This window comes from Tundrisphaera macrotermitis, assembly GCF_051175315.1.
Classification (GTDB): Bacteria; Planctomycetota; Planctomycetia; order Isosphaerales; family Isosphaeraceae; genus Tundrisphaera.
In genome coordinates this window covers 6,514,874-6,531,936 of the sequence record NZ_CP195100.1, presented here as the reverse complement: position 1 = coordinate 6,531,936, position 17,063 = coordinate 6,514,874, and the positions used below count along the sequence as shown (strand labels likewise).

At 69.6% G+C, this 17,063-nt stretch carries 14 protein-coding genes; 8 read left to right on the top strand and 6 right to left on the bottom strand.

Annotated features, from left to right (window positions below; genetic code table 11):
* Positions 1-3 precede the first annotated feature (3 nt).
* The 4 genes from TA3x_RS26345 to TA3x_RS26330 form a co-directional block, all read right to left on the bottom strand.
* Positions 4-900: a YitT family protein gene (locus TA3x_RS26345; RefSeq protein WP_435017652.1), complete on the bottom strand. Its 897-nt coding sequence runs from the start codon at positions 898-900 to the stop codon at positions 4-6.
* Positions 901-972: 72 nt separating this feature from the next.
* The gene (locus TA3x_RS26340) at positions 973-1,845 is read right to left on the bottom strand and encodes an alpha/beta fold hydrolase (RefSeq protein WP_435017651.1); all 873 of its coding nucleotides are present in this window, start codon (positions 1,843-1,845) and stop codon (positions 973-975) included.
* Positions 1,842-3,734: a CocE/NonD family hydrolase gene (locus tag TA3x_RS26335; protein ID WP_435017650.1), complete on the bottom strand. Its 1,893-nt coding sequence runs from the start codon at positions 3,732-3,734 to the stop codon at positions 1,842-1,844. Before TA3x_RS26335 ends, TA3x_RS26340 begins: the two co-directional genes overlap by 4 nt.
* Positions 3,731-4,936: an endonuclease/exonuclease/phosphatase family protein gene (locus TA3x_RS26330; RefSeq protein WP_435017649.1), complete on the bottom strand. Its 1,206-nt coding sequence runs from the start codon at positions 4,934-4,936 to the stop codon at positions 3,731-3,733. The genes TA3x_RS26335 and TA3x_RS26330 overlap by 4 nt, the downstream gene beginning before the upstream one ends.
* A gap of 472 nt (positions 4,937-5,408) precedes the next feature.
* Between TA3x_RS26330 and TA3x_RS26325 the strand changes: the two genes are divergently transcribed.
* The 4 genes from TA3x_RS26325 (at position 5,409) to nikR (ending at position 10,089) form a co-directional block, all read left to right on the top strand.
* A complete protein-coding gene (locus TA3x_RS26325) occupies positions 5,409-7,043 on the top strand; it encodes a glucoamylase family protein (RefSeq protein ID WP_435017648.1) in 1,635 nt (544 codons plus the stop codon).
* Between the two features lie 127 nt (positions 7,044-7,170).
* The gene (locus tag TA3x_RS26320) at positions 7,171-8,313 is read left to right on the top strand and encodes a serine hydrolase domain-containing protein (protein ID WP_435017647.1); all 1,143 of its coding nucleotides are present in this window, start codon (positions 7,171-7,173) and stop codon (positions 8,311-8,313) included.
* A gap of 92 nt (positions 8,314-8,405) precedes the next feature.
* Entirely contained in the window at positions 8,406-9,569 is a 1,164-nt protein-coding gene (locus tag TA3x_RS26315; RefSeq protein WP_435017646.1) for a Gfo/Idh/MocA family protein, read from the top strand.
* Positions 9,570-9,600: 31 nt separating this feature from the next.
* Entirely contained in the window at positions 9,601-10,089 is a 489-nt protein-coding gene (gene nikR / locus TA3x_RS26310) for a nickel-responsive transcriptional regulator NikR (protein ID WP_435017645.1), read from the top strand.
* A gap of 57 nt (positions 10,090-10,146) precedes the next feature.
* Here the strand turns inward: nikR and TA3x_RS26305 are convergent, their stop codons facing one another.
* On the bottom strand, positions 10,147-10,749 hold the full coding sequence (locus TA3x_RS26305; RefSeq protein WP_435017644.1) for an ANTAR domain-containing response regulator: 603 nt from the start codon (positions 10,747-10,749) through the stop codon (positions 10,147-10,149).
* A complete protein-coding gene (locus TA3x_RS26300; protein ID WP_435017643.1) occupies positions 10,746-12,650 on the bottom strand; it encodes a PAS domain-containing protein in 1,905 nt (634 codons plus the stop codon). Before TA3x_RS26300 ends, TA3x_RS26305 begins: the two co-directional genes overlap by 4 nt.
* Positions 12,651-13,049: 399 nt before the next feature.
* Between TA3x_RS26300 and TA3x_RS26295 the strand changes: the two genes are divergently transcribed.
* Genes TA3x_RS26295 through TA3x_RS26280 form a run of 4 tightly spaced genes read left to right on the top strand, consistent with a single transcriptional unit; the run spans position 13,050 to position 17,041 of the window.
* Positions 13,050-13,349, top strand: a complete 300-nt coding sequence (locus TA3x_RS26295) for a hypothetical protein (RefSeq protein WP_435017642.1) — start codon at positions 13,050-13,052, stop codon at positions 13,347-13,349.
* Positions 13,350-13,371: 22 nt separating this feature from the next.
* Entirely contained in the window at positions 13,372-13,695 is a 324-nt protein-coding gene (locus tag TA3x_RS26290) for a hypothetical protein (RefSeq protein ID WP_435017641.1), read from the top strand.
* A gap of 47 nt (positions 13,696-13,742) precedes the next feature.
* A complete protein-coding gene (locus TA3x_RS26285; RefSeq protein WP_435017640.1) occupies positions 13,743-15,584 on the top strand; it encodes an alkaline phosphatase family protein in 1,842 nt (613 codons plus the stop codon).
* Positions 15,581-17,041 carry an alkaline phosphatase family protein gene (locus tag TA3x_RS26280; RefSeq protein ID WP_435017639.1) on the top strand — a complete coding sequence of 487 codons (1,461 nt, stop codon included), beginning with the start codon at positions 15,581-15,583 and terminating at the stop codon, positions 17,039-17,041. Before TA3x_RS26285 ends, TA3x_RS26280 begins: the two co-directional genes overlap by 4 nt.
* Positions 17,042-17,063 lie beyond the last annotated feature (22 nt).

Below are 17,063 nucleotides of genomic sequence, written 5' to 3'. Positions count from 1 at the left end.
GGATTAGTGGACGCCTGCCGACCTCCTGATGACGCCGCCCTTGGCGTCGGCCAGGACCTGGACGATCAGGAACGCCGACTCGTCGATGCTCTGCACCGAGCTGCGGACCTTGCCGATTTCCAGCCGGGTCACGACGCAATAGAGGATGTCCTGGTCCGCGCCGGACATCCCGCGCTTCCCCTTGAAGATGGTCACGCCCCGGCCCAGGACCTCGGTGATCGCGCGGCGGATCTCGTCGCTCTTCTCCGAGATGATGGTGATGGCCGTGTATTCCTCGATGCCGTGGAGCAGGAATTCGAGGGTCTTCGACGCGGCGGCATAGGTCAAAATCGAGTACAGGGCGGGCTCGATGCCCAGGACGAACCCGGCGACCAGGAAGATCACCACGTTCAGCCCGAGGATCACGTCGCCGACCCGCAGTATCTGATTCTTGCGGCTGATCAGCAGCGCGGCGATCTCGGTCCCGTCCAGGACCGCATTGCCCCGGATCGCCAGGCCGATCCCGGCGCCGATGAAGAACCCGCCGAACACGGCGGAGAGGAGCTTGTCGTGGGGCGTCACGTCCGGGAACGGCAGCAGCGATCCCGTCGCCGTGGCGGCCAGGCAGGCGGCGAACCCGAGGATGCCCAGCGAACTTCGGAGCGCGAACGAGCGGCCGATCTGGCGATAGCCGAGGGCGACGAACGGGAGGTTGATCACCGCGATCAGGATCGCCAGCGGCCAGCGGAGCAGACCGGCCAGAAGCATCGAGACGCCGGTCACCCCGCCGTCGATGAAATGGCTCGACAGCAAGAACCCATTGATGCCCATGCTCGCCGACACGATGCCCAGCCCGATCAACAAGGCGTTGGCCAGTTCGGACAGGACTTTTTGCTTGGTGCCGACTTTTTCTGCTGTCATCGATTTCTCACCAGGGACGAGGAGTTTTTTGGGTCGTGAAGGATAGGCTCGGCTCGGCCCGGCCGGGCCCGATCAGCCCGGATCGGCGAGGAAGCGGAGCAGGCAGCCATTCACCCGCCCCGGCTCCTCGTGCTGGACCCAGTGGGAGGCCTCGGGGATCCATTCGATCCGGCCGGTCTTGCACAGGGCATAGCTGGCGCGGGCCAGGCTGCGGTTGATGAACGCGTCCTTGAGGCCCCAGATGATCTGGGTCGGGACCGTGATCCGGGGGTCGTCCGGCATCTTCGGCTTGTGGCGGAACGCGGCGCGATACCAGGCGATCATCCCCTTCAGGGCGCCGGGCCGCGACCAGGCGTCGCGATAGAAGGCGAGGTCGGCCTCCGTGAACGTCCCCGGCCGGCTGGTCTTCTCCAGGCCCCGGGCCAGGAACCGGCCCGAGTCCCGCCCGAGGAACTTCTCGGGCAGCCAGGGGACCTGCATGGCGAAGGCGTACCAGCTCTTGAGCTTCTGGGCCCGGCTCTCGCGCAGCTCGCGGAGGATCAGGGCCGGGTGCGGGCCATTGAGGAACGCGGCGCGCTCGAACCGCCCGGGCGCCCGGGTGATCGCCCACCAGCCCACGATGGCCCCCCAGTCGTGGCCGACCACGATCGCCGCCCGCTCGCGCCCCAGGGCGTCCATCAGCCCCAGCACGTCGTCGACCAGCGTGTCCAGGGCGTAGGGGGCGACCCCGGCCGGCTTGTCGCTGAGGTTGTAGCCACGCTGGTCCGGGACGACCACGCGATAGCCGGCCTCGGCCAAAGGGCCGATCTGGTTCCGCCAGCCGTACCAGAACTCGGGGAAGCCGTGGAGCAGGAGCGCCAGGGGGCCGTCCTCCGGCCCCGCCTCGGCCACGTTCAGGGTGATCCCGGTGGTCGGGACCCGGACCAGCCGGGTCGCGACGCTCACGGCTCGACCATGACCTGGACCCGCGACGGCCGGGCCGAGGATCGGAAGACGCGGTGGGTCGCCTTGCGGAAGTCCGCCGGCTCGGCCTGGTAGATGTTCACGAACGTCTGCGGGTTGCGGTCCACCAGCGGGAACCAGCTGCTCTGGACCTGGATCATGATCCGGTGCCCGGCGCGGAAGGTGTGGTAGACGTCCGGCAGGGTGAACTTGACAGCGGTCGGCTTGCCGGGCTCGAACGCCTTGGCGTCCTCGAACCCCTCGCGGAACCGGCCCCGCATCACGTCGCCCCGGACCATCTGCTGGAAGCCGGCCCGCTTGAACCCGGACGGGTCGGGCGGCTGGTCGTCGGGCAGGTCGTCCGGGGAGACGTCGATCAGCTTCACGATCCAGTCCGCGTCGGTCCCGGTGGTCGAGACGATCAGCTCGGGGGTGATCGGCCCGGCCAGGGTGACGTCGGCCTCCAGGGGGGCGGTCTGGTAGACCAGGACGTCGGGCCGTCGCGCGGCGAACCGCTGGTCATCCACCATGTATTCGCGGGTCATGCCGATGGCGGTCTCGGCGATGAACGGGACCGGCTTCGCCGGGTCGCTGAGGAACTCGTCGGCCGCCTCGGCGTCGGGCTGGTCGGCCGGGTCGAAGGTGAGGCCCCCCTCGGCGGCGAAGGTCAGCGTTTTGGCGACGGTGTTCTTCGGCGGCCAGGCGTCGAGCTTCCGCCAGCGGTTGGTCCCGGTCTGGAAGACGAACGCCTCGGGGAGCTTCGGGTCGGCGGCCCCCTTGAGGTGGTGCTCGAAGAACGGGAACTCGATCGAATCGCGGTAGAAGTCGGCCGTCTTCGAGTCGAAACGGACGTGGCCCAGCTTCTCGCCGGCGTCGCTGCGCCCGCCCCACTGGCCGTGATACCAGGGGCCCATCACCAGGGTGTTGCTGGTCGTGGGGCTGGTCGCCTCGATGTTCTTGTAGACCTCCAGGGCGCCGAACAGGTTCTCGGCGTCGAACCAGCCGCCCACGGTCATCACCGCCACCGAGGGCTTGATGGCCTTCATGTGCGCGCGGAGGTTGCGGGCCTTCCACCACGAGTCGTAGGTGGCGTGGCCCATCAGGTCGAGCCAGAAGGCGACGTCCCCCTTGAAGTACTTCGCGTCGGCGCCGGGCAGGGGGCCCATCCGGAGGAAGAAGTCATAGCCGTCCGGGGTGCCGTGGTCGAACGGGGTGCCGGGCTTCCGGGTCGGCTCGGGGCGGGGGTGGCCGAAGTTCGCCAGGAAGTTGAAGGCGTGGGGCAGGAAGAACGCCCCGTTGTGGTGGAAATCATCCCCCATGAACCAGTCGGTCACGGGCGCCTGCGGCGAGGCCGCCACCAGCGCCGGGTGGGGCTCCACCAGGCTGGCCGCCGTGTAGAAGCCGGGGTAGGAGATCCCCGACTGGCCGACCTTGCCGTTGTTGCCCGGGATGTTCTTGACCAGCCAGTCGATCGTGTCGAACGAGTCGGTCCCCTCGTCGATCCCCTCGCCCCCCACCCCGCGCATCGGGCGGACGTTGACGTGTTCCCCCTCGGACATCCACCGCCCCCGGACGTCCTGGTAGGCGAAGATGTAGCCCGACCGCCCGAAGGCGGGCGAAGGGCCGAGGTCCGACTTCGACTGGTCCACGCCATAAGGCCGGACGCTGTAGGGGGTCCGGTTCAGGAGGATCGGGTAGGGCCCCGCGCCGTCCTTGGGGACGTAGACCGCCGTGAACAGCCTCACCCCGTCGCGCATCGGGATGCGATACTCGAACTTCGTGTAGTGGGCCTTCACGTATTCGAGGCCCTGCGCGCCGGCTTGCCCGGGCACGAGGCACGCGAACAGGGCCATCAGCAGGCCCGTCGATCCTCGGGAGATGCGGCTCGTCATTTCGGCTCAACCCCTTCGATGGCGAGATCCAGATAGACCAGGCGGTGATCCGAGCTGGCGACGGCGGGGGTCATCTGCACCAGGCGTGCCAGCGGGTCGGCCGCGACCGGCCAGAAGATGCCCCCGCCGACCGGCCGGAGGTCGGCCGACGGCAGGACGTAGTCGGCCCGGAGGTTGCCGACCGACCGGTCGTCGAAATCGGCGGTATCCTGCGCCGGGTCCCCGCGCTGGGCGGCGTTGACCCCGCCCTGGAGCCGGGCGGCCTCGGCCCCGCCCGGGCTGGTGGGCACGAATGCGGAGTGGACCCGGGGATGATCGAGGAGTTGCCCGATCGCCCCGGGCACGCTCCCGCCGTCGGTCGGGTCCGCGTTCAGGTCGCCCATGATGACGAATGACTCGGGGGGCTTCGCGGCGGCCGGGCCGAGGTAGCGGGCCTTCTCGCCGCCCGAGATGAAATCGGCCCAGAGGCGGATCTCGTCGTGATTCCGCCGGCCGTTGCGATCCTCGGGCCCGTCGAACGACGGCGGCGTGGGGTGGCTGGCCAGGACGTGGACCGTCCGGGCCCCGATCCGGATCGGCACGTCCCAGTGGCTCTTGGAGGAGAGGCGGAGCCGCGCCAGGGCCTCGGCCGAGTACCAGGGGGAGCCGTCGGCCTTGGTCGGCAGCAGGGCCCCCGGCATGTCCTTCCACAGGACCTCGCGGAACTGCACCGCCGACGCCGCGTCGATCGGGTATTTCGAGTAGATCACCATGCCGTACTGGCCGGGGAACAGGCCGAACCCCAGGGCATCGTTGCCGTAGCCGCGCGAGCCGACCCGGGCCTCGGCCACGCCGTCGCCGTCGAGGTCGACCCCGGAGGCCACCCCGGTGTTCACCCCGGCGGTGAAGCGGTACGGGTAGGAGATCGGCTCGGCCCCGTTGCGGCCCTTCGACAGATAGTTGTCCTGGAACAACATCGCCGACCGCCCGTCGGGGTCGTGGTCGAACTCGTTGATTAGCAGGACGTCGGGGCGGATCCGCTGGATGATTTCCGCAACATGGCCGGCCTGGACATCGCCCGGCGTGGCGAGGTCGCGGGCCAGGTCGCCCGGGTGATCCCGGTTCAGCGAGGCGTTGAAGGTCGCGAAGCGGACGGTTCGCGCCGCGTCCGAAGGGGGGGCCGCGTACAGGAAAATCGCCGCCAGGATCCAGCCATTGCCCATCGAGCCCCCTCCCTGACCGTCCTCTTCGCGGGCCGCCGATGCGACGATTTGCGGGACGGAACAGCATAACAGGAATGATGATGGGTCGTCCACCCGCCATCAAAACGGGCCGGAATGTCCACCATTGACCTTGATGGACACCGGATTGTGGCGCACAATCACCCTAGCCTTCACATCAAATTGACAAACTCGACCTGTCTTGCCGCTCCAACCGGCACGCGGGTCGCATGAATCGCGGTCGGGTCGGCCATTCGGCCATCCGTCTCGCAGATGGTCGCCGTTCCGTCCTCTCTCAGCCGGATCGCGCCAGTGTCAACCCGCTGGTCGAAGGATCGACGCGCAGTCGTCACCTGACCAGGTGAACCCTCTGCTTGCCCCTGGCGTACCAGATTAAGGAATGAAGTAGGCGTTCGGGTGATCGAAGCGACGCGAACGTCCGAATGAGAGAGTAGGCGTGCTGCGAGTGTGAGACATGGGCGTGCACCGGCGGTCCCCCCGCCGGCCAGGTGTCCCACCCGCCGCCACCTCCCGTAGACCAGATGGGGAGGACCAGACCATGAGCCGACTTCATCTCCCGGCCATTTTCCTCTTGATGATCTGCCCCTCGGCGACATGGGCGGGATCCAACGATCTCGGCCCCGCCGATCGCGCGATACTCGCCGGATATGCCCGGGACACGTGGCAATCATTCGCGGCGATGGCCATGCCCAGCGGGTTGCCGTGCGACTCGTTGACGCTGGCCGACGGCCGCTGGACGCCCTCGACCTATACGTCCCCCTCCAACATCGGGGCGTACCTCTGGAGCATCCTCGCCGCCGAAGACCTCGAGGTCATCGGCCACGACGAGGCCGCCCAGCGGATCGGCAAGACGCTGGAGACCCTCGGCCGGATCGAGCGGGCCCACGGGTTCTACCTGAACTGGTACGACCCCAAGGACGGCTCGACGGTCACGACCTGGCCCGGCGGAGGACCCATCCGCCCTTTTCTTTCGACCGTGGATAACGGGTGGCTCGCGGCCTCCCTGGTGATGATCCGCAACGCCCGCCCGGCGTTCCGGGACATCGCCGACGGCCTGCTGGGGCCGATGAATTTCGGATTCTTCTATGATCCTTACGACGCCAGCAACCCGGCCGCCCATCCCGGCCTGCTCCGCGGCGGATACTGGCTCGACGACAAGACGTTCGCCGGGTTCCACTACGGGATGCTGAACACCGAGGCCCGGATCGCCAGCTACATCGGGATCTCCCGGGGCGACCTGCCCCTCGACCACTACTACCGGATGTCGCGATCCCGCCCGCCGGCCGCCGAGAGCCGATCGGACCGCGACCGCTTCGAGGTCCAGAACTACCACGGCGTGCCGGTCGAGCAGGGGTTCCGGACCGTCAAGGGCCTCCGCGTGGTCCCGAGCTGGGACGGCTCGATGTTCGAGGCGCTGATGGTATCCCTGTTCATCCCCGAGGCGGAATGGGCCCCGCATGCCTGGGGCATCAATCACCCCCTCTACGTCCGCGCCCAGATCCAGAACGCCCTGGAAGATGCCCGGATGGCGGCCTGGGGCGTCTCGGCCTCGAACATCCCGGGCGGCGGCTACCGCGTCTTCGGGGTCGCCGGCCTGAGCGCCGACGGCCGCCGGACCGACACCGTCGGCGATACCGTGGTCACGCCCCATGCCTCGTTCCTGGCCCTGGCCTTCGCCCCCCGCGAGGCGATGGCCAACATGAGCATCCTCTCGGAGAAGTTCCGCGCCTACGGGCCCCACGGCTTCCACGATGCCGTCGACGTCGCCAGCGGCAAGGTCTCGGAGACCTCGCTGGCCATCGACCAGGGGATGATCATGGCGGCGATCGCCAACGCCCTGACCGATGGCGGGATGCAGCGGGCCTTCTGCGAGGGGGACATCGACCGGGTCATCCGGCCTTTGATCGCCCCGGAACGGTTCGCCTCCGGGATCGAGGAGGGCCACCCCAACCGGCCTTCCTCCCGATCCCAGTGGCGTCTGGATCCGCCCGCACCGCAGACCGTGAGCGCGATGAAGGCCCCGGCCGAGGCCGAGCCCGCGAAGCCGGCCCCCATGCCGGCACCGGCCGAGGCCCTGGTCCAGCAGTGACCGGGCCGGCCGCCGGATCCGGGGCCGATGGCGGACCGGGTCGGCCTGGCGTATCCTGACGGGACACCGAGACGGCCGGCGCCGGTGCGCCGGCCGTCCTCGTCTCGCCCCGGAGGAGATCGCCGCGATGAATCGGCCGCTTTGCCTGATCGCCGGATGGCTCGGCCTCGCCGTCCCGTTCCCCGCCCCCGCCCAGACGGCCCCGCTGGCCGCCGAGTTCCCCGCCCCCGAGTCCCGGGGGGGATGGAAGAGCCTCCTGCCCGAATCGGGCGAGCCCGACGACTCGGCCAAGGCCGAGATCCGCCGCCAGACCGGAGCCGACTGGGACAAGCTCAACGCGGCCTGGCTCTACAACGCCTCGATGCCCGGGAACACCGGGCTCGTCGTGATCCAGGGCGGCAAGATCATCGGCGAATGGTATCGGGGCGGCGACCGCCACCGCGAGTTCAACATCTATTCCAGCTCCAAGGCGTACACCAGCACGGCGTTCGGCCTGATCCTCTCCGACTTCGGCGCGGGGCCGACCCCCTCGGGCAAGTCGTTGAGCCTGGACACCCCGGTTTGCAACGCCGATTGGCTGCCCGAATCCCTGCCGCTGCCCGACCCCCGGAAGGCCGAGATCACCGTCCGGCACCTGCTGAACATGGCCTCCGGCCTCGGCATCGACCCGGTCCCGTCGAAGAAGCCCTTCGAGGTCGCGCTCGGCCACGAGCCGGGCTCGGCGTTCGCCCAGCTCAAGGGGAAGCCGGGGACCGTCTTCCACTACAGCAATGCCGGCGTGGCCCACCTGGTCCTCGCGTTCAAGAACGCGACCGGCACGGACCTGGAGCCGTTCCTCCGGGAGAAGCTGCTGGACCCGATCGGCGTGGAAGAATTCCGCTGGGCCCCGCTGGGGGGCGACGGCGGCATCGGCCCCTACAGCCAGGGCTACAGCGGGATCCACACCAACCCGCGCCAGCATGCCCGATTCTGCCAGCTGGCCCTCCACAAGGGGGAATGGGCCGGCAAGCGGATCGTGCCCGCGAGCTACTACGACTTCGCCTGGCAAAGCTCGCCGAACAACCCCACCTACGGCGGCCAGTGGTGGGTCTACCCGCGATGGAAGAAGGCCCCCAAGGACCTGGTGATGACCTCGGGCCGGAACCACAACGATGGGTTCGTCCTGCCGAGCCGCGACCTGGTCTTCGTCCGCCTCGGCGACGGCAACCGGTTCCCCAGGGACTTCGAGGACCAGCTCGTCGCCAAGATCCTGGTGGCCTTCGACCGATAGACGCGACCGATCGGGCCTGCTATCGTGGCGGTCTTTCGGCGACCGAGAGCCGCCACAACAACCGACCGATCATGACCGGGGAGGGCATCGCGATGAGCCGGCGCAAGCTGAGGGTGGGCATGGTCGGGGGCGGGGGGCCGTCCAATTTCTTCGGCGGCCCGCATCGCCGCGCGATCCTGATGGACAACGCCGCCGAGCTGACCGCCGGCGCCCTTCGCAGTTCCCCCGAAGAATCGTTGGCCTCGGCCCAGGAACTGTTCTTCACCCGGGGCTATCCCGACTGGCAGACCCTGGTCCGCGACGAGGCCGCGCTGCCGGCGACCGAGCGGATCGACTACCTGACCATCGTCACCCCCAACGACGCCCACTTCGGCCCGGCCGAGGCCGCCGCGAAGGCCGGCATCGGCGTCCTGTGCGAGAAGCCGCTCACGACCACGCTGGCCGAGGCCCAGGATCTCCAGAAGGCCGTCAACGCCTCCAAGACCCCGTTCGTGGTGGCCTACACCTACACCGGGTTCCCGATGGTCATGCTGGCCAGGACCCTGGTCCAGGACGGGGCGATCGGCGAGGTCCGCAAGGTCGAGGCCTGGTACCCACAGGGCTGGCTGGCCTCGAAGCTCGAAGCCGACGGCCAGAAGCAGGCGGCGTGGCGGGTCGACCCGGCCAAGGCCGGCGCGTCGGGCTGCGGCGGCGACATCGGCACCCACGCTTATGAGTTCGTCCGGTTCGTCGCCGGGCTCAAGGCGACCCGGCTCCGGGCCCGGCTCAAGGCGTTCGTGCCCGGCCGTGCCCTGGACGACGACTTCACCGTTCTGGCCGAGCTGGACAACGGCGGGATCGCCACCGTGGCCGCCTCCCAGATCACCATCGGCGCCCAGAACGACAACGGCTTTCGGGTCTCCGGCACCAAGGGGACGCTGGAATGGTCGATGACCGACCACCTCTGCCTCAAGCACTTCGAGGCGGGCCAGCCGGTCCGGATCTATCGCCTGGGGGCCGACTACGGCTACTTCCCCGGGTCGATCAAGCCCTACCTGCGGCTCCCGTCCGGCCACCCGGAAGGGTTCCACGAGGCGCTGGCGAATCTCCACCTGTCGCTCCAGCTCCAGATCCGGGCCAGGCTCGGCGAGACGGTGCCGGCCGCGTTCCCCCACCCCGGCATCGCCGACGGCGTGGCCGGCATGGCGTTCGTCGAGGCGGCCGTCGCCAGCTCCAACCAGGACGGCGCGTGGGTCACCCTGCCCACGTCCGACTGATGGTCGTGTCCCCTAGCGCGAAGGATGGATCGTGAAAGACCCCCTGGTCCGGTTCAGCGTGGCGATCGGCGGCGAGCTGCTCGACAAGTTCGACCAGTATCGCGAGGAGCATCGCTACCCGAACCGGAGCGAGGCGGTGCGCGGCCTGATGCGCGCGGCCCTGATCGAGGACGCCGTCGCCGACGAGGAAGGCGAGGCGATGGGCGTCCTCACGATCATCTACGACCACCACGCCGGCAAGATTTCCGAGCGTCTCACCGAACTCCAGCACCACCACCTCGAACGCGTGGTGACCACCACCCACGTCCACCTCGACGCCCGGCGGTGCCTGGAGGTGATCCTCCTGCGCGGCAAGACGCGGCAGGTCCGCGAGCTGGCCGACGGCATCATCGGCGTCAAGGGCGTGGAGACCGGCCGGCTGGTCCTGGCCGCGGCCCATCCGATCGAGGGCGGGCACTCCCACGCCCACCCCCACGGCCATTCCCACGGGCCCGGGGACCACGGCCATTCGCACGGCTGATCCGGGCCCACCGCCGCCCGGCCGGGGAGTCCGGCCCGGCGGCCCCCGGTCTGGCGATCAGTTCTGGTGCCCGGGGGGCTCGAAGGCGGCCTCGGCCCGGAGGATCATCTGGGCGACCTCGACCAGCTTCTGGTTGTGGTCGCGGGCCAGGCGGCGGAGGCGGCGGAAGGCCTCGTCCTCGTCGAGCCCGGCCTTCTTCATCAGGATGCCCTTGGCCCGCTCGATCACCTTGCGGTCTTCCAGGGCCTGCCGCAGCTCGCCCGCCTCGTGCCGCAGGGCGCTGAAGTGGTCGAACCGGGTCATGGCGATGGCGATCGCCGCCTTGAGGTCGTCCTGCTTGATCGGCTTGACCAGGAAGCCGAAGAAGTCGCCCGAGCGGGCGCGCTGGAACAGCGCCTCGTCGTGGTAGGCGGAGACCAGGATGGTGGGGATCGGGTCCTCGCGGCCGATCTCGACGGCGGCGTCGATCCCGTCGAGTTCGGGCATCTTGATGTCGGTGATGATCAGGTCGGGGCGGTGATCGCGGCATGCCCGGACCAGTTCCCGGCCCGTGGCGGCGGCGGCGGAGACCTGATGCCCCATCCTCGTGAGGAGTTCCCGATAATACTCGCGCATCCTCGGCTCGTCGTCGGCGACGGCGATGATGAGTGCGGGGTTCATGCATTCCCTCGCGGCAAAAGGATCACGATCTCGGCCCCGGGCCCGTCGGGAGTGCCGATGCCGATGAGGCCCCCGTGGGCCTCGACGATGCGGCGGACGATGGGCATCCCCAGTCCGGTGCCCTGGGTCTTCGTCGTGAAGAACGGCTCGAACAGATTCTTGCGCTGCTCGGCGGTGAGGCCCGGCCCGTTGTCCCGGATGGCGACGCGGACGGCGGGTTTCCCGGCCAGGTCCGCATCGCTCCATGTGACCACGATACGCACTGGATCGTCGCAGGCATCGAGCGAATTGTCTAGGATATTCCGGAAGACTTGCACCATCCGGTGCAAATCCGCGTCGCAGGTCGGCGGCGGCCCCCCGACCTCGGCCAGCGTCGCAACTCGTCCCTTGCGAGCGACTTCCAGCCGGGACCAGGCATCCATGAGGATTTCGCTGAGCGAGCAGGATCGCCGATCCAGCAGGATCGGCGCGGCGTAGGTGCGCACCTCCTCGTAGAGGCGATGGAGGTCGTCCTGGGCGTCCTGGACGCCCGCGACCAGGTCGAGTTCCTCGGGCCGTTCTTCGAGCCGGAAGGCCAGCATCTCCAGGCAGGCCTGGCTGCGCTGGAGGGCGTTGCGGCTCTCGTGGGCCAGGCCGGTGACCATCTGGCCGATGGCGGCCAGGCGCTCGGCCTGGAGGGCGCGGCGCTGGGCTTCCTTCAACTCGGTGATGTCGTGGCCGATGGCCAGGACGCCGGTGGAGCCGTCCGGCCCGTCGTCCAGCGAGCGGAGGGCCCAGTTGACCTCGCGTTCGCGGCCGTCGCGGTCGAGCAGGGCATGGGTGATCTCGCACCCCTCGGCGTCGACGATGGCGCGGCGGAACGCCGCGACGGCCCGGGCCCGGTGGCCGGCCGGGACGCACCGGGCGAACCAGTCGGCGCCGCGGACCTCCTCGGGGCGATAGCCGGCCACCCGCTCCAGGAACGGGTTGACGCGGACGACCCGGCCGTCGTGGTCCAGGACCAGGACGATCACCTGGGCCGTCTCGATCAGCCCCTCGGCGAAGTCGCGCTCCAGGCGGAGTTCGTCCTCGCTCTCGATCAGCGCCTGCTCGGCATCCTTGCGGCGGGTGATGTCCGTCGAGATGCCTCCGATGGCGTAGGTCCGCCCCTCCTCGTCGCGGAGCGGGAACTTGACCGACAGGAAGGTGTGCGGGCCGTCGGCCAGGGGGAGGATCTCCTCGGACTCCGTGGCGTGGCCGGCCTCGAGCATGGCGAGGTCGCCCGACCGGAGCGCCTCGGCGATCGCCGGCGGGAACAGGTCGGCGTCGGTCAGCCCCTCGATGGTCGGCTCGTCGGAGTTGGGCCGGGCCAGCGCGACGTAGAGGCGGTTGGCGAGGATGTAGCGCCCCTCGACGTCCTTCAGCCAGATCGGCGCCGCGGAGTTGTCCAGGATCGCCTGGAGCCGGGCCTCGTTGCGGCTGGACGCCTCGCGATAGCGGCCCGCCTCGCGCGCGTTCGCCTCGGACGCCTGGCGGGCCGCCAGCAGGCGGTCCATCAGGACGCTCACCAGGATCCCCTCGATCAGGAACGAGCCGATCCGGTAGAGGTCGTGGGGCTTCTCGATCAGCAGGGTGTAATCGGGGTGGGCGTCGTAGTAGGCCCAGCTCAGGCCGGCGAGGAAGACCGCGGTGAGCCCCGATCCCAGGCCGCCATACCAGGCCGCCAGGGTGACCATCGGCAGGTAGAGGCCGGGCGAGGCATCGACCCCCGCCCAGGCCTCGATCGGCCCCCGCGTCATGAAGGCGATCCCGACCAGGATCGCCGACACCGCCTGGCGGGCCAGCAAGGAGCGGGTCATCGGGTCGACGCCGAGGGGGCCGAGATCTCCGGGGGCGGGGCGACGATCGGGGGGCCCGCTCATGGGCGACGCCCCCCCCCGGGCCGGCGGGCCCGGCCTGCCGGCCCCGCGATCCGCCCCGGCCCGCCCCTGAAATGCTCCGGCATGACGATTAACCCTGGATTCGCCCGGATCTGGATCCGATGGTATGAGAAGAAGCGATTCTAACGCGGATGGCGTCTCCGGACGGCCCCCCACCCCGGGATTGCGGGTTTTCCCGGCTCCGTAGGGGATGGGTTTCCGCCGGATCTCGGGTTCTCGATTTCCTCGCGATCCCGTAACATCCGCGCCACGATCGCCGCGGGCCAAGCCCATCGGGGGAGAGAGACCCGAGGGGCCGCCCGGGCGTGCGAAACAACCGACGAGGGGCAGGATCGCCCCGCGGGCCCCGCACAAGGCCCGATTCTTCCAGGAGGGAAGACGATGGATCGGATGATCGGACTGGTGGCCTACCTCGGGCCCGAGACCATGTTGCCCATGACCTCGGTGATCGCCGGGGTCGTGGGCGTGATCCTGATGCTCGGGCGGCAGACGCTCGGCCTGTTCCTGGGCCTGCTGCGGATCAAGGGGAAGGGCGCCCGGGCCCGGGTGAAGAGCCGGAGGGCCGGCGCCCAGGGGCCGCACGTCCGGATCCCCGCCGAGGGCGACGCCGTCGCCGATGCGGCGAATCCCGCGGCCGAAGCTCGCTCGGCGGGGGCCTCGTCGACCCCGATCGCGGACTGATCACGCCGGGAGCCTCGCCGTCATGGACAAGAGGACTTCGCGCGCCTTCCGCCCGAGCTGCCCATCCCCCCTGGAAGAACGCCTGGCGCCCGGGAATTTCCTGAGCGACCTGGGCGAAGGATTCACCTCGCTGGGCCGGAGGATCGCCGATCCTTACGTCCGGCTCGGCAACCGGATCGCGGGCGTGGACACCACCCCGCCCCGGAACCCGACCTTCACCACGACCCAGATCCGCCGCTGGACGGTGATCGCCCGCGTCGTGAGCGGCGAGATGTCCGCCCCGCCGCCCCCGTCGTCCCCCTTCGCACCACCGCCCCCGCCGCCGATGATGCCCGACGCGTCCTGAGGGATGCGTCCGGGCGGCCTTTCCAGGAGGGATGAGCCATCAAACGCGTGATCGTGATCGGCCTGGACGGGCTCGAACCCGGCATCGTCGGGCCCCTGCTCGAAGCGGGCGACCTGCCCCACCTCCGCCGCGTGCGCGAGCAGGGCGGGTCGGGCCGGGTCGCCACGACGTCCCCCGCCCAGACGCCGGTGGCCTGGTCCACCTTCGCCACGGGCGTGAACCCCGGCGGGCACGGCATCTTCGACTTCCTCCGCCGCGACCCCAAGACTTACCGGCCCGACATCGCGCTGAGCCGGTACGTCCAGGCCAACGCCTTCATGCCCCCCAAGGCGGTCAACCTCCGGGGCGGCACCCCGGTCTGGGATCGCCTGGGCGACAAGGGCCTCCACTCCTCGATCATCCGCTGCCCGGCCACCTACCCGCCGGACAAGGTCCGCGGCCGGATGCTCTCGGGCATGGGCGTGCCCGACCTCCGGGGCGGCTTCGGCACGGCCACGGTCTATTCCTCGGCCCCCGACGCCGTCGCGCGGGAAGGGGAACAGCTCGTCCGGCTCGCCTCCGATCGCGGGACGATCGCCACCGAGATCATCGGCCCCCGCAACCCCAAGGACCGCTCCGACCTCCGCCTGCCGATCTCGGTCGACGTCGACCACGACGGCCGCAAGGTGACGATCCGGTCGACCGGCTCTCCGGAACGGCTGGAAGTCCGCGAAGGGGCCTGGAGCGACTGGCTCAAGGTCGCCTTCAAGTCGGGCCCGCTGCGGACCACCAGGGCGATCGTCCGGTTCTATCTGACCCGGGTCGGGCCGACCCTGGAACTCTACGCCTCGCCGGTCAACTTCGACCCGGCCTCCCCGGCGTTCCCGATCAGCTCCCCGGCCGCCTTCTCGGGCGAGCTGGCCGAGGAGATCGGCCCGTACCACACGACCGGGATGGTCGAGGACCACGCCGGCCTGAACAACGGCCGGTTCGACGAGCGCGGCTTCCTCGACCAGTGCGACACCGCCTGGCGGGAGCGCGAGGCGATGATGGTCTCGGAGCTGGAATGCTTCGAGGAGGGGATGTTCTACTGCCTGTTCGACACCCCCGACCGGGTGCAGCACATGCTGTGGAGGCATCGCGAGCCCGACCATCCCGCCAACAGCCCCGACTCGCCCGCCGACCCCGCGCTGGCCGAGGTGCTGCTGGACCAGTACCGCCGCGCCGACCGGATGCTCGGGCTGGCCCTCCAGCACGCCGACGACCAGACCTTGGTGATCGCCCTGAGCGACCACGGCTTCGGCACCTATCGCCGGGGCGTGAACCTGAATACGTGGCTCCACGAGAAGGGCCTGCTCGCCCTCAAGCCCGGCCTGAAGCCCGGCGAAGGGGCGGGCGACCTCCTCATGGGGGTCGACTGGGAGAAGACCTCGGCCTACTCGCTGGGCCTGGGGGGGATCTACGTCAACCTCCGGGGCCGCGAGGGGAAGGGGATCGTCGACCCGTCCGAGGCCGAGGCCCTGAAGGCGAAGATCGCCGGGGCTTTGGGCGGGCTGGCCGACCCCGAGAAGGAATCCACGACGGCCATCCGCAGCGTCCGGCCGCGCGAGGAGGTCTATCGCGGGGCCTTCCTGGGGGATGCCCCGGACCTCGTGGTGAACTTCGCCTACGGCTACCGGGCGTCGAGCGCCACGTCGATGGGGGGCGTCCCCGAGGCGACCTTCGAAGACAACACGAAGAAGTGGAGCGGGGATCACATCGTCGATCCCGCGCTGGTCCCCGGCATCCTGTTCATGAACCGGCCGTTCCGGGCGGAGGGCGCCCGGTTGGAAGACCTGGCCCCGACGATCCTGGCCGCCCTCGGCTGCCCCCCCGGGCCCGAAATGGAAGGGAGATCGCTGCTCTCATGAAGATCCTCGTGCTCGGACTCGACGGCGCCGTCCCGGACCTCCTGCTCGGCGACGAGAACCTCCCCAACATCCGCTGCCTGATGGAAGCCGGATGCTATGGGGAGCTGGAAAGCATCGTCCCACCGATCACCGTCCCGGCCTGGATCTGCATGGCGACCAGCCAGGACCCCGGCTCGCTCGGCGTGTACGGGTTCCGCAACCGGGCCGACCGCTCGTATGACAAGCACGCGATGGTCGAGTCGCGCACCGTCTCCGAGCTGACGATCTGGGATCAGGTTGCCCGCGAAGGCAAGCGGTCGATCCTGATCGGCATCCCGCCCGGATACCCGGCGCGGAAGCTGAACGGGGTGGCCGTCGGCTGCTTCCTCACGCCCGACCCCAAGAAGAACGTCTACACCCACCCGCCCCAGGTCGCCGCCACGATCAAGGAGCTGGTCGGCGACTACGCCGTGGACGTGACCGGGTTCCGCGGCGGCGACAAGGCCAAGATGCTCGCCGACATCAACGAGATGACGCGCAAGCAGTTCACGGTCCTCCGCCACTTCCTCCAGAACGAGGAGTGGGATTACGCCCACTTCGTCGCGATCGGCATCGACCGGCTCCAGCACGGGTTCTGGAGCCACCACGACCCCGACCACGTCCGCCACGACCCGAACTCCCCGTTCAAGGAAGCGATCCGCGACCACTACCGCCTGCTCGACGAGGAGGTGGGCAAGGTCCTGGAGCTGGTCGACGACCAGACGGTGGTCCTGGTCCTGTCCGACCACGGCGCCCGCAAGCTTGACGGCGGGTTCTGCGTCAACGAGTGGCTGGTCCGCGAGAAGCACCTCGCGCTGAACAGCTACCCCGAGAAGGTCACGCCGTTCCCCAAGCTCGACATCAACTGGGGCGAGACCCAGGCGTGGAGCGAGGGCGGGTACTACGCCCGGGTCTACCTCAACGTCGAGGGGCGCGAGCCCAACGGCTGCATCAAGCCGGCCGACTACGAAAGGTTCCGCGACGAGCTGAAGGCCAAGCTCGAAGCCACCACCGACGCCGACGGCAAGTTGCTCGGCACGCTGGTCTTCAAGCCCGAGGAGGTCTATCAGAACGTCCGGGGCGTCGCCCCCGACCTGATCGTCCACTTCGGCGGCCTGTCGTGGCGCTCCGTGGGCGGGGTCGGCTACCCGACCCTCACCGTCCAGGAGGACGAGACCGGGCCCGACGACTGCAACCACGCCCAGCACGGGGCCTTCGTCCTGGTCGCCCCCGGCTGCCCGATCTCGGGCGAGGTCGAAGGCGCCAAGCTCCTGGACATGGCCCCGACCCTGCTGGAACTAGGCGGCTACGACGTCCCGGCCTCGATGCAGGGGCGGTCGCTGGCGGCGGGCTACGAGGCCCCGGCCCTGGTCGAATCCGACGAGGACGACGATGACATCGTCCGCTCGCGGCTGAGCGGTCTCGGCTACCTGTCCTGAGCCCGGCCGACGGCAAACTCCC